Here is a 12,501-nt window from a genome sequence, read left to right on the forward strand (position 1 = left end):
CGGCGCAGAACGGTTCGGCACCCGACGGACAAACGGGTACTGCGCGAGTAAAGCGCGGCATGGCCGAGATGCTCAAGGGCGGCGTCATCATGGACGTCGTCACCCCGGACCAGGCCCGCATCGCTGAGGCCGCCGGCGCCGTCGCGGTCATGGCGCTGGAGCGGGTGCCCGCCGATATTCGTGCCCAGGGCGGGGTTTCGCGGATGAGCGACCCGGACATGATCGAGGGCATCATTGCCGCGGTCACCATCCCGGTGATGGCCAAAGTGCGAATCGGGCACTTCGTCGAGGCGCAGATCCTGCAGAGCCTCGGGGTGGACTACATCGACGAGTCCGAGGTGCTGACCCCGGCCGACTACACCCACCACATCGACAAGTGGCAATACACCGTGCCCTTCGTGTGCGGGGCGACCAACCTGGGCGAGGCGCTGCGCCGGATCACCGAGGGTGCGGCCATGATTCGCTCCAAGGGCGAGGCCGGCACTGGTGACGTCTCCAACGCCACCACCCACATGCGGTCCATCGGCGGCGAGATTCGCCGGCTCACGTCGCTCTCCGAAGACGAATTGTTTGTTGCCGCAAAGGAACTGCAGGCGCCTTACGAACTGGTCGCAGAGGTGGCCAGGGCCGGGAAGCTGCCGGTGACGCTGTTCACCGCGGGCGGCATCGCCACCCCGGCGGATGCCGCGATGATGATGCAGCTCGGCGCGGAGGGTGTGTTCGTCGGTTCCGGCATCTTCAAGTCCGGTGACCCCGCCGCGCGTGCCGCGGCCATCGTCAAGGCCACCACCTTCTACGAGGACCCCGACGTGTTGGCCCGGGTATCGCGCGGGCTGGGCGAAGCGATGGTCGGCATCAATGTGGAGGACATCGCGCAACCGCACCGGCTTGCCGAACGCGGTTGGTAGACGCCGCTCGGAGCTCCGTTGTTGGTGGTGCTTGGCCACCTAAGGGCGGCGGCCCATACAGCTTTTTGGAGTATGGTAGGCCGCGCTCGCGCCCCCGCGCGGCCCGATGAAAAGTGGGAAAGACTGTTGCCTGCACGCGGCGTTCACAAATTGGTTGTCGAGGCGATCATGGCAGCTGGAGCCGCGGTGGCGCTCGGAGCAGGTATTGCCGAAGCCGATGACGGCGCCGAAGAGATCAACGGCTGGACGGTGACACCTGCCGGGGGCACCCTCAGTGGCCTCGTGACGACCCCGGTCACGCTGTCGGACCCGAGCGATTCGCTGGGGCTGGTCACAGGCCCGATAGTCGGCGGCTGGGCTGATGTCTCGGCTAGCCCGCTGAGCAGCGTCGGCTCGAACAACCAATTCGTCACGCCGTTTTCCACGCTGGGCCAACCGGACAACGTCTTCATCAACAATGCGTGGTTTCCCGGGCGCAACGGCACAGAAGCGGTCGACCTGTTCCAGTACAGCAAGTTTGATGACTGGCTCGGCGTCGACGCGTCCAGTAGCGGCTCGGCGGCTGCTACCGGTGCCGCCTCACCCAATGACTTGCTGGTGACCGCCATCGCGAACTTCACTGATGCGAACAAAATACTGAACGCGGCCACTGGGGCTGACGTTACCCAGCCGGTGAGTTTCAACACCGATGCAGTGCAGTTTCTTGGTCAGCTGCAAACCGCCGAAGGCACCATCACCACTCACACCGGTTCGCTGACCAGCCTGGTCGACCAGCTGTTCCTCGTCCCGCTCGACCAAGGCTGGGTCGATACCAGCGACGCTGCGCTGCAAGGTGCCCAAGAGCTGTCGACGGGCGCGAGTGGGCTCGATATCGGGCTGGAAGTGCCAAGCCTGCAGTTGATGGGCGACTTCTTCGCATCCCTACCCATCATCGGTGCTGCCGACTTCTTCTAACCGCTGAACTGCTGCCGGACCTGTTCTGAGCACACCGCGTGTCGGGCACGGCCACAGTCGTGACTTCTCATGCTCCGTCGGCGCATTGCTGCTTGGCCCAGCGCCGGCTGCCGTTGCCGATACCGGCGCGGTGCCGACCCCGGATCAGGCCGCAGACATATTGAATCGTGTGAACTGGATTCAGTGGACAAGTCGGCTGTGGTCACGCTCAGTTCGGGTGCTCGACGGGATCGGTAATCTGAAGACCCAGGTGCGCAGCGCTCTTTTTCATGGTGGTGTCGTGCGTCGCCACGGTGACAACCTCGCCGATCAGTAGCGCGGTCGCCAGGTGCAGGGCGTCGAGGGTCCTGATGTGGCGTTCGATCGACTCGGCGACGTTGTGTGTCTCCCGGGTGATGTCCAGCATCCCGACGCGGTCCAGCAGCGGTGCCGCGTCGGAGAGCGGACGGTCGTCGCGGCGCAGCACGCGAACCACCTCGGTGCGAAGGAGTCTGGAGGAGAGGAACGTCGTCGCCGGAGTCTGCATCCAGGATTGGAGGTGCTCGCGTTCGGGAACGTCGAGGATGGTCCGCAGCGCCACCGAGGTGTCCAAGTAGACCAGGGTCGGTGCCACGATTCAGTAGTCCCCACGCATCTCATCCAGCAGGGCGTCGACCTGACCGTCGGTGTAGGACGGCCCGCCCGGGCTGCTCGGCCAGGGCGCGGGCTTAGTGGCGGGTGGGGTGTAGCGACCCTCGCGCTCCAGTCGCGCCAACGTGGAATCCTGAGCGCGGACAGCGCTCACCCGCCAGCGCGGCCTACCCCGCTCGGTCACCACGAGGTCATCCGCCTCTGTGACTTGATTGAGCACCGCAGCGGTCCGCTGATTGAGCTCTCGTTTGGTAACTGTCGGCACGCACCTAGTGTAGTACCTTTGTCAGACATCGCCATCGATATTCTGGTTGAATGCTTGGCACCTCTTCCTTAGCGCCGCTTGCTGAACGCGGCTGGTGACAACGGCGATGAGCGCTTGCGCGACGAGCAGACGGTCTTAGTGTGGCGATCGAAGAGATCCTCGATCTCGAACAACTCGAGGTCAACATCTATCGCGGGAGTGTGTTCAGCCCGCTCTCTGCGGACAACCAGCGCACCTTCGGCGGGCACGTCGCCGGTCAAGCCCTGGTGTCGGCGGTGCGCACCGTGGACCCGCGCTACCGGGTCCACTCGCTGCACGGATATTTTCTGCGTCCCGGAGATGCCAAGGCGCCCACGGTGTTCACCGTGGAGCGGGTCCGCGACGGTGGTTCGTTCTGCACCCGGCGCGTCAACGCCATCCAGCACGGCGAAACCATTTTCAACATGTCGGCGTCGTTCCAGACCGAACAGCAGGGCATTGAGCACCAAGATGTGATGCCCGAGCCACCCGACCCGAAAGATCTGCCCGACATCGCCGCGATGAAGGCCTTCGACGACGAAGGCTTCAAGGCGTTCGCCGAGTGGGATTTGCGCCGGGTACCGCGTGAGCAGCTGCCGCACATGCCGGGCAAGGTTGCCGAGCAGCAGGTCTGGTTCCGTCATCGCGACCGGCTGCCCGACGATCCGGTGCTGCACATCTGTGCGCTGGCCTACATGAGCGACCTGACCCTGCTGGGCACCTCCTGGGCGATCCATCCTGGTGAGCGGGACCACTTGCAGGTGGCGTCGCTGGATCATGCGATGTGGTTCATGCGCCCGTTTCGGGCCGACGAATGGCTGCTCTATGACCAGTCGTCGCCGTCGGCGGGCGCCGGTCGGGCGCTGACCCAGGGCAAGATCTACAACCGATCCGGGGACATGGTGGCGGCTGTCATGCAGGAGGGGCTGACCCGCTATCCGTCGGGCTACCGGCCGACCGGCCAGTGAGCGGCGCGCACATCGGCGTCCTCGCCTTGCAGGGCGATGTCCGTGAACACCTTGCCGCCCTGAGTGCTGTCGGTGCCGATCCGGTGCCGGTACGCCGCCGCTCCGAGCTGGATGCGGTCGACGCGCTGCTGATTCCCGGCGGCGAGTCGACCACGATCAGTCATCTGCTGCGCGAGCTGGAGCTGGCGGATCCGCTGCGGGCGCGGCTGGTCGAGGGGATGCCGGCGTACGGATCGTGTGCGGGAATGATTCTGCTGGCCAGCGAGATCCTCGACGCCGGCGCGCAGGGGCGTGCCGCAATTCCGTTGTCCGGCATAGATATGACCGTGCGGCGCAACGCTTTCGGCCGTCAGGTCGACTCTTTCGAGGATGACATCGATTTCGACGGTTTGGACGAACCGGTACACGCGGTGTTCATCCGTGCACCCTGGGTCGAGCGGATCGGCCCGGGCGTTCAGGTTCTGGCCCAAGCGGCGGCTCATCCCGTTGCGGTGCGGCAAGGTCGCGTGCTGGCCACCTCGTTTCACCCGGAGGTGACCGGCGACCGCCGTATTCACCGGCTCTTCGTCGACATCGCCGCGGGGCGGGCCTGACCGTCGCGCCTGTCGCTGGCCGCCAGTTGGGTGACCGGGACCACCGTCGCCGGGATCGGCCAGGCATGATGTCCGCATGGCAGATCTCGCGCGGGGCGGATTTCGTCGCGCAGTAAAACTGGCGAGCCTCCCGGCCGGAGTCGCAGGCCGCGCAGCGCTCGGTGTGGGCAAGCGGATGACCGGCAAGACCAAAGACGAGGTCAACGCCGAGCTCCTGGAGAAGGCCGCCGACGAGATGTTCAAGGTGCTCGGCGAACTCAAGGGCGGCGCTATGAAGGTTGGCCAGGCGCTGTCGGTGATGGAGGCTGCGATTCCTCCGCAGTTCGCCGAGCCATTCCGCGAGGCGTTGGTCAAGCTCCAAAGCGAGGCCCCGCCGCTGCCGGCCGCCAAGGTGCACCGGGTGCTCGACGCCCAGCTCGGTACCAAATGGCGGGAGCGTTTTGCGTCCTTCGACGACACCCCCGCTGCCTCGGCGAGCATCGGGCAGGTCCACCGGGCGGTCTGGAAGGACGGCCGCGAGGTCGCCGTGAAGATCCAATACCCCGGCGCCGACGAGGCGCTGCGCGCCGACCTCAAACTGATTCAGCGGTTCAACTGGGTGGCCAAGCAGGTCGTTCCCGGCGCCGACGTGGACCGGCTGGTCACCGAGATCAACGACACCCTGGAAGCCGAACTCGAATACCGGCAGGAAGCCGACAACCAGCGCGCCTTCGCCAAGGCCTTCGCCGGGGACCCGAAGTTCTTCGTTCCGGCGGTGATCGCCAGCGCGCCGAAAGTCATCGTCTCGGAGTGGATCGAAGGCCGGCGGCTGTCGGCGATCATCAACAGTGGCACCAGACAGGAGCGAGACTCCGCGTGCGCGCTGCTGCTGGAGTTCACCTTGAGCTCGCCGGCGCGTGTTGGGCTGGTTCATGCCGACCCGCATCCGGGCAACTTCATGATGCTGCCCGACGGTCGGCTGGGCGTGATCGACTTCGGCGCGGTGGCCGAACATCCCGAGGGCATCCCGCCGGGATTCGCCGAACTGCTGTGCTGGGCTCGTGACGAGCAGTGGGCGGAGGCGATCCGGCTGCTCAAGCAACTCGGGTTCATGCCGGCCGACTACGACCTGAGTGCCGAGCAGCTGGTGGAGTACATCCAGCCACTGTGGCCCTACATCGACCCGCTGCGCTCCGGGGAGTTCCACTTCACGCGCAAGTGGTTCCAGAAGTCGGCGTTGGTCACCACCGATCCGATGGCGGAAGGCTTTGCCGACCGATTCAAGATGGCTCGGCGGCTGACCATCCCCGCTGGTTACGTCATGTTGCTGCGCACCCTGGGCGGGCTGCTGGGCGTCGCGGTGCAGCTGGACGCGCATGTCGACTACGCCGCGCTGATCGAGCGATGGGCACCGGGATTCTTCCCGCCCGAGCAGCCCCCGGCACGCGACCAGGACTGACACGTAGACTCGTCGCGCAAAGTTTTGACTCAACAGTGAGGTAGGCAACCGATGAGCGGCCATTCCAAGTGGGCTACCACGAAGCACAAGAAGGCTGTCATCGACGCTCGTCGTGGCAAGAATTTTGCGCGGTTGATTAAGAATATTGAAGTTGCGGCGCGGGTTGGTGGTGGGGATCCGTCGGGTAATCCGACGTTGTATGACGCCATTCAGAAGGCGAAGAAGAACTCGGTGCCCAACGACAATATTGAGCGGGCGCGTAAGCGTGGTGCTGGTGAGGAAGCTGGTGGAGCGGATTACCAGACGATTACCTACGAGGGTTATGGGCCCAACGGGGTGGCGGTGTTGATCGAGTGCTTGACCGACAATCGCAATCGGGCTGCCAGTGAGGTGCGGGTGGCGATGACCCGCAATGGCGGTCAGATGGCCGACCCCGGCTCGGTCGCCTATCTGTTCAGCCGCAAGGGCACGGTCACCCTGGACAAGAACGCGTTGACCGAGGACGACGTGTTGGCGGCGGTGTTGGATGCCGGTGCTGAGGATGTCAATGATTTGGGGGAGAGCTTCGAGGTGATTTCGGAGCCCGGGGACCTGGTGGCGGTGCGTAGTGCGTTGGTGGAGGCCGGGATCGATTACGACTCGGCTGAGGCCAGCTTCCAGCCGTCGGTCAGCGTCCCGGTCGATGTCGAGGGGGCCCGCAAGGTGTTCAAGTTGGTTGAGGCTCTCGAAGACAACGACGACGTACAGAACGTGTGGACCAACGTCGATCTATCCGACGAAGTACTGGCCGCCCTCGAAGCAGAATAGGAGCCACGTCGTTGGCGACAATTCACTTCATCTCCGGTCTGCCGCGCTCGGGTTCGACCCTGCTGGCCGCGTTACTGCGGCAGAACCCACGCTTTGAGGCCGGGATGTCGGGCCCGCTGGCGGGGCTGTTCGGCGCCTTGCTCGGTGAGATGAGCGCCCGCAACGAGTACTCGGTCTTCATCGACGACGCGAAACGGGAACGGATCTTGCGTGGCCTGTTCGACAGCTTCTATGGCGATTGCGCCGCTGAGGTGGTCTTCGATACCAACCGAGGGTGGTGCGGCTGGATGCCCGCGGTTTCGCGGTTGTTCCCGAGCGCCAAGGTCATCGCCTGTGTGCGCGAGTTGCCGTGGGTGGTCGACAGCATCGAACGGTTGGTCCAGCGCAACGTTTTCACCCCCTCGTCCATCTTCGGCTTCAACCCCGGCGGCACTGTCTACACCCGCGCCAACGCGATTGTGGCGCAGGACGGAATGGTCGGGGCCCCATACGACATGCTTAAACAGGCCTGTTATGGCGCGGAGCGCGACCGACTGCTGGTGGTGCGATATGAGACGCTGACTGCCGACCCGGCGTCCACCATGCGCGCCATCTACGACTTCATCGGCGAGCCGATGTTCTCCCACGACTTCGCTCATGTCGACTACGACGTCACCGATTTCGACGAACGGGCCGGCACTCCGGGCCTGCACACCGTGCACGGCGAGGTCCGGGCCAAGCCGCGGGAGTCGATACTGCCGCCGGACTTGTTCAACCGGTTTATCCACGACGCGTTCTGGCGCGACCCAGGCGCCGTGCCCACGGGTTTGCGGGTGGTTTAGCCGAACAACGGTTCTAGACTGAGGCCGTGTCGGGGAGGGAACGCCAGGAGTACGGCAGGTCCCAGCGGAAGGTGCTTCCGCGATCCGCACTCGGGGCCTACGAGCCGGCGTCGCGACGCGCGGACCCGATAGCGCTGCTGGAATCTCAATCCGAGTCCCGGGTTCCCGAGCTGGTGCCGATCCGCTACGCCCGGATGTTGGCGTCGCCGTATGCGTTCTTCAGGGGCTCGGCGGTGATCATGGCCGCCGATCTCGCCGCCCACCCGCACACCGGATTACCGGCACAGCTGTGCGGGGACGCGCACCTGTCGAACTTCGGGATGTTCGCCTCCCCGGAGCGGCAGCTGATGTTCGACCTCAACGATTTCGATGAGACACTGCCGGGACCGTGGGAGTGGGACGTCAAACGGTTGGTGGCCAGTGCCGCAGTCCTCTGCCGCAGCAGGGGATTGCGCCCCGCCAAGCAAGAATCGGTCGTAGCTGCCTGCGCCGAGGCCTACCGCAATAAGATGCGCGAGCTGGCCCGGCTCGGTGAGCTCGACGTGTGGTATGCGCAATCGGTCATCGACTCCGAACTATTGGCCGCCGTAGAACCGGTCTACGCCAAGGCAATCCGGCGTACCGCGGTCGGTGCCCTGTCCCGCGGCCGGCAGCAGGCCGTCGACAAACTGACCCAGTCGCGCGACGGCCGCCTGTGCCTGATCAGCGATCCGCCCCTGATCGTGCCGGCCGGCGACTTGGTCAGTGACGTTGTGGCGCAGCTCTACAACAAGTACATGCGGAAGCTGATCAAGGACTACGTATCCAGCCTTCCCGACGACCGGAGGGTGCTCGCACGGCGCTACCGCTACGTGGAGGTGGCCCGCAAGGTGGTCGGTGTCGGCAGCGTCGGGACCCGAACCTGGATCGTGCTGTTTGAGGGAGTCGGCAGCGGAGATCCGTTGCTCATGCAGGTCAAGGAGGCTCGCCCCTCAGTGCTGGAACCCCACCTCAAGCGCAGCCGCTACGCCAACGCCGGGGAGCGCGTCGTGGCGGGGCAGCGGCTGATGCAGGCCACCAGCGACGTCCTGCTGGGCTGGCTTCACGCCATCGGCCCCGACGGCCACCATGGCGACTACTACGTGCGGCAACTGTGGGACATGAAGGGATCCGCCGACGTCGAGTCGATGCGGCCCAAGGTGCTTACTGCCTACGTACAGGCGTGTGGGCATGCACTAGCCCGGGCGCACAGCCGTTCGGGCGACCGGGTCGCGATCGCGGCCTATCTCGGCAAGGGAGATAACGCCGACCGGGCGCTGACCAGGTTCGCCATTGCTTACGCCGAGCAGAACGACCGCGACTACGAGGCGCTGCAGGCTGCGGCGCAGAGCGGCCGCATCACCGTGGCGTGAGGCGTGTCGCGCCCTGTTGGTGTCGCCAGACCCCACTAGACTGTCGAACAGTTGTTCGGTGCTGGAGAGGAATCGGATGCGGGTGATGGGCGTCGACCCTGGGCTGACGCGGTGCGGGCTGTCAGTGGTCGAAGGCGGGCAGGGACGTCAGGTCACCGCTTTGGATGTCGATGTGGTGCGCACCCCGGCCGATCAGCCGCTGCCGGAGCGGCTGCTGACCATCAGTGACACCGCTGAGCACTGGCTGGACACTCACCGCCCCGACGTCATCGCGATCGAGCGGGTGTTCGCCCAGCAGAACGTCTCCACGGTGATGGGCACCGCGCAGGCCGGCGGAGTGATCGCGCTGCAGGCCGCCCGGCGCGGCATCACCGTGCACTTCCACACCCCCAGCGAGGTCAAAGCCGCGGTGACCGGTAACGGTTCGGCCGACAAGGCGCAGGTGACGACGATGATCACCCGCATCCTCGGGCTGCAGCAAAAGCCGACACCCGCGGACGCCGCGGATGCGCTGGCGCTGGCGATCTGTCACTGCTGGCGGGCCCCGATGATCGCCCGGATGGCCGCCGCCGAGGCACTGGCCGCAGAGCAGCGCCGGAAGTACACCGCCAAACTCAAGGCGGCCCGGGCATGATCGCGTCAGTACGTGGCGAGGTCATCGACATTGCGCTGGACCATGCCGTGGTCGAGGCGGCAGGGGTCGGCTACAAGCTGATGGCCACACCGGCGACCCTGTCCACGCTGCGCCGCGGCCGCGAATCCCGTTTGATCACCGCGATGATCGTGCGCGAAGACTCGATGACGCTCTACGGATTCCCGGACGGTGAGGCACGCGATCTGTTCCTCACGCTGATCGGCGTTTCGGGTATCGGACCCAAGATCGCCCTGGCCACGCTGGCGGTCTATGACGCGGCCACCCTGCGCCGGGCGCTCGCCGACTCCGACGTCACCGCATTGACCCGGGTGCCCGGGATCGGCAAGCGCGGTGCCGAGCGGCTGGTGCTGGAACTGCGCGACAAGATCGGTGCGGTGGCCGCATCCGACGGTGCGGTGTTCAGCGGGCACGCGGTGCGTGCTCCGGTGATCGAAGCCCTGATCGGGCTCGGCTTCGCCGCCAAGCAGGCTGAAGAAACCACCGACAAGGTATTGGCCGACGCTCCCGACGCGACCACCTCCGAAGTGTTGCGCACCGCGCTGAGCCGGCTGGGGAAGACCAAGTGAACCAACCCGGTGAGCCCGGCGGTTCAGCAAGGTTCGACGGGGGAGAGCCGAAGCTGGGACTGTCGCAGGAACCGGGCGATCCCGAAGCCCGGGAGGTGTCCCCGGCGCTGACCGTCGGCGAAGGAGACATCGACGCCGGCCTGCGCCCGCGCAGTCTGGCCGAGTTCATCGGCCAGCCTCGGGTACGCGAGCAACTGCAGCTGGTGATCGAGGGCGCCAAGAACCGCGGCGGCACCCCCGATCACATCTTGTTGTCCGGCCCGCCGGGGCTGGGAAAGACCTCGCTGGCGATGATCATCGCCAGCGAACTCGGCAGTTCGTTGCGGGTGACTTCCGGCCCGGCGCTGGAACGTGCCGGCGATCTGGCCGCGATGCTGTCGAACCTGGTAGAGCACGACGTGCTGTTCATCGACGAGATCCACCGCATCGCCCGGCCGGCCGAGGAGATGCTCTACCTGGCGATGGAGGACTTCCGCGTCGACGTCGTCGTCGGGAAGGGGCCGGGTGCCACCTCGATTCCGCTGGAAGTGGCCCCGTTCACCCTCGTCGGGGCGACGACCAGATCCGGTGCGCTGACCGGCCCGCTGCGCGACCGGTTTGGGTTCACCGCCCACATGGATTTCTACGATCCGGCCGAACTACAGCGGGTGCTGGCACGCTCGGCGAAGATCCTCGGAATCGAACTGGGGGCCGAAGCGGCGGCAGAGGTCGCGCGGCGCTCCCGCGGTACGCCGCGGATCGCCAACCGGCTGTTGCGCCGGGTGCGGGACTACGCCGAAGTGCGTGCCGACGGGGTGATCACTCGCGACGTCGCGAAAGCCGCGCTGGCGGTCTATGACGTCGACGAATTGGGCCTAGACCGGCTGGACCGCGCGGTGCTCTCGGCGCTGACCCGAAGCTTCGGCGGTGGACCGGTCGGGGTCTCGACGCTGGCGGTTGCGGTAGGGGAGGAAGCGGCCACTGTCGAAGAGGTTTGCGAGCCGTTCCTGGTACGCGCCGGGATGGTCGCGCGCACCCCGCGGGGTCGCGTTGCGACTCCGGCAGCGTGGACGCACCTGGGCATGGTGCCCCCGGCAGGCGCGGGGGGACTGGGGCAACAGGGGTTGTTCGAGTAGGTCGGGCTAGAGCTTGGCCAGCTCGCCGGCCAGCACGTCCAATCCCTCCGACAGCAATGCGTCGCTGATGGTCAACGGCGGCAACAGTCGCACCACGTTGCCGAAGGTTCCACAGGTCAACACGATCACGCCCGCCCGATGACACGCTGCCGCCAGTGCGGCGGTCAGGGCCGGGTCCGGTGCGTTGGTGTCCGGCTGCACCAACTCGACGGCGATCATGGCGCCACGGCCGCGGACATCGCCGATCCGGTCGTCGTCGGCCTGTAAGCGGCCCAGCCGTTCGAAGGTCAGCCGCTCCATCTGCCTGGCTCGGCCCACCAGATCGTCAGCCTCGACTGCGGCGAACGCTCCCAGCGCTGCCGCACAGGCCACCGGGTTGCCACCGAAGGTGCCGCCGAGTCCGCTGACGTGCGGGGCGTCCATGATGTCGGCACGCCCGGTGACAGCCGCCAACGGCAGGCCCCCGCCGATTCCTTTGGCGGTACAGATCAGATCGGGCGCCAGCCCTGCCGGGCCTTCATGGTCACAGGCGAACATCGCCCCGGTGCGGGCGAATCCCGTCTGCACCTCGTCGGCGATGAATACCACGTCGTTGTCGCGGCACCAGGCCAGCAGCGCCGGCAGAAAACCCGGCGCCGGGACGATGAAGCCGCCCTCGCCTTGGATCGGTTCGATGACCAGCGCAGCCAGATTGTGGGCGCCGATCTGGTTCTCCAGGACGCCGATGGCCCGCTCAGCGGCCCGTTCCCCGTCGCTGCCGAGCTCTTTGTCGATCAGGCCATCACGGTAGGGATAGGACGCCGGCGCGCGGTAGATGTCGGGCGCGAACGGACCGAATCCGCTCTTGTACGGCATCGACTTGGCGGTGAGCGCCATGGTCAGGTTGGTGCGGCCGTGATAGCCATGGTCGAACGCCGCCACCGCGGTCTTGCGGGTGTAAGACCTGGCAATCTTGACGGCGTTCTCCAAGGCCTCGGCCCCGGAGTTGAGCAGCACGGAACGCTTCTCGAACTCGCCCGGAGTGAACCGGTTCAGGGCTTCGGCGACGGCCACATATCCCTCGTAGGGCGTCACCATGAAACAGGTGTGGGTGAACTCGGCGACCTGCTGCTGCACCGCTTCCACCACGCGGGGCGCAGCGTTGCCCACCGTGGTCACCGCGATCCCCGAGCCCAGGTCGATCAGCCGGTTGCCGTCGACGTCCTCCACGATGCCGCCGCCCGCCCGAGCCGCGTAGACCGGCAGCGTGCTGCCCACCCCGCGCGCCACGGCCACCGCGCGGCGGCGTGCCAGCTGCACCGAGCCGGGCCCGGGGATCTCGGTGGCCAAGTGACGGCTCTGCAGCAGCGGCGGCACTGACATGGGGCGGGCC

The 12,501-nt window shown here is 66.3% G+C and carries 14 protein-coding genes; 11 read left to right on the plus strand and 3 right to left on the minus strand.

Annotated elements, in window-relative coordinates:
* The first annotated feature begins 59 nt into the window (after positions 1–59).
* Together pdxS and NM962_12770 are read left to right on the plus strand one after the other, a co-directional pair.
* Entirely contained in the window at positions 60–908 is an 849-nt protein-coding gene (pdxS, locus tag NM962_12765; protein ID UVO14704.1) for a pyridoxal 5'-phosphate synthase lyase subunit PdxS, read from the plus strand.
* 126 nt (positions 909–1,034) lie between these two features.
* Entirely contained in the window at positions 1,035–1,862 is an 828-nt protein-coding gene (locus NM962_12770) for a hypothetical protein (GenBank protein ID UVO10895.1), read from the plus strand.
* Between the two features lie 208 nt (positions 1,863–2,070).
* Here the strand turns inward: NM962_12770 and NM962_12775 are convergent, their stop codons facing one another.
* A complete protein-coding gene (locus tag NM962_12775; protein UVO10896.1) occupies positions 2,071–2,475 on the minus strand; it encodes a type II toxin-antitoxin system VapC family toxin in 405 nt (134 codons plus the stop codon).
* Positions 2,476–2,478: 3 nt separating this feature from the next.
* A complete protein-coding gene (locus NM962_12780; GenBank protein UVO10897.1) occupies positions 2,479–2,757 on the minus strand; it encodes a hypothetical protein in 279 nt (92 codons plus the stop codon).
* Between the two features lie 140 nt (positions 2,758–2,897).
* Here NM962_12780 and tesB point away from each other — a divergent pair, with 140 nt between their 5' ends.
* The 9 genes from tesB (at position 2,898) to ruvB (ending at position 11,129) form a co-directional block, all read left to right on the plus strand.
* Complete coding sequence (tesB, locus tag NM962_12785) at positions 2,898–3,743, plus strand: acyl-CoA thioesterase II (GenBank protein ID UVO10898.1); 846 nt, start codon at positions 2,898–2,900, stop codon at positions 3,741–3,743.
* The gene (gene pdxT, locus NM962_12790) at positions 3,740–4,336 is read left to right on the plus strand and encodes a pyridoxal 5'-phosphate synthase glutaminase subunit PdxT (protein UVO10899.1); all 597 of its coding nucleotides are present in this window, start codon (positions 3,740–3,742) and stop codon (positions 4,334–4,336) included. The genes tesB and pdxT overlap by 4 nt, the downstream gene beginning before the upstream one ends.
* 76 nt (positions 4,337–4,412) lie before the next feature.
* Positions 4,413–5,774: an AarF/UbiB family protein gene (locus tag NM962_12795; protein UVO10900.1), complete on the plus strand. Its 1,362-nt coding sequence runs from the start codon at positions 4,413–4,415 to the stop codon at positions 5,772–5,774.
* Between the two features lie 51 nt (positions 5,775–5,825).
* The gene (locus tag NM962_12800) at positions 5,826–6,581 is read left to right on the plus strand and encodes a YebC/PmpR family DNA-binding transcriptional regulator (protein ID UVO10901.1); all 756 of its coding nucleotides are present in this window, start codon (positions 5,826–5,828) and stop codon (positions 6,579–6,581) included.
* An 11-nt stretch (positions 6,582–6,592) separates the two neighbouring features.
* Positions 6,593–7,402 (plus strand): sulfotransferase, encoded by an 810-nt coding sequence (locus NM962_12805; GenBank protein UVO10902.1) that lies wholly within the window; start codon positions 6,593–6,595, stop codon positions 7,400–7,402.
* A 26-nt stretch (positions 7,403–7,428) separates the two neighbouring features.
* Entirely contained in the window at positions 7,429–8,793 is a 1,365-nt protein-coding gene (locus tag NM962_12810; protein UVO10903.1) for a DUF2252 domain-containing protein, read from the plus strand.
* Positions 8,794–8,869: 76 nt separating this feature from the next.
* Positions 8,870–9,427, plus strand: coding sequence for a crossover junction endodeoxyribonuclease RuvC (gene ruvC / locus NM962_12815; GenBank protein ID UVO14705.1), 558 nt, complete (start codon positions 8,870–8,872; stop codon positions 9,425–9,427).
* Positions 9,424–10,014, plus strand: a complete 591-nt coding sequence (gene ruvA, locus NM962_12820) for a Holliday junction branch migration protein RuvA (GenBank protein ID UVO10904.1) — start codon at positions 9,424–9,426, stop codon at positions 10,012–10,014. The genes ruvC and ruvA overlap by 4 nt, the downstream gene beginning before the upstream one ends.
* Before the next feature lie 59 nt (positions 10,015–10,073).
* Positions 10,074–11,129, plus strand: coding sequence for a Holliday junction branch migration DNA helicase RuvB (ruvB, locus tag NM962_12825; GenBank protein UVO14706.1), 1,056 nt, complete (start codon positions 10,074–10,076; stop codon positions 11,127–11,129).
* 6 nt (positions 11,130–11,135) lie between these two features.
* On the opposite strand, the gene gabT is transcribed toward ruvB, so the two are convergent.
* Positions 11,136–12,485 carry a 4-aminobutyrate--2-oxoglutarate transaminase gene (gene gabT, locus NM962_12830; protein ID UVO14707.1) on the minus strand — a complete coding sequence of 450 codons (1,350 nt, stop codon included), beginning with the start codon at positions 12,483–12,485 and terminating at the stop codon, positions 11,136–11,138.
* Between the last annotated feature and the right edge of the window lie 16 nt (positions 12,486–12,501).

This window comes from Mycobacterium sp. SVM_VP21 (assembly GCA_024758765.1).
GTDB classification, from domain to species: Bacteria; Actinomycetota; Actinomycetes; order Mycobacteriales; family Mycobacteriaceae; genus Mycobacterium; species Mycobacterium heraklionense_C.

What these genes read in the sequence shown, in the direction of transcription:
- pdxS (UVO14704.1), top strand. Translation starts at nt 60, where the DNA reads ATGGCCGAGATGCTCAAGGGCGGCGTCATCATGGACGTCGTCACCCCG.
- NM962_12795 (UVO10900.1), top strand. Translation starts at nt 4,413, where the DNA reads ATGGCAGATCTCGCGCGGGGCGGATTTCGTCGCGCAGTAAAACTGGCG.
- NM962_12800 (UVO10901.1), top strand. Translation starts at nt 5,826, where the DNA reads ATGAGCGGCCATTCCAAGTGGGCTACCACGAAGCACAAGAAGGCTGTC.
- ruvC (UVO14705.1), top strand. Translation starts at nt 8,870, where the DNA reads ATGCGGGTGATGGGCGTCGACCCTGGGCTGACGCGGTGCGGGCTGTCA.
- ruvA (UVO10904.1), top strand. Translation starts at nt 9,424, where the DNA reads ATGATCGCGTCAGTACGTGGCGAGGTCATCGACATTGCGCTGGACCAT.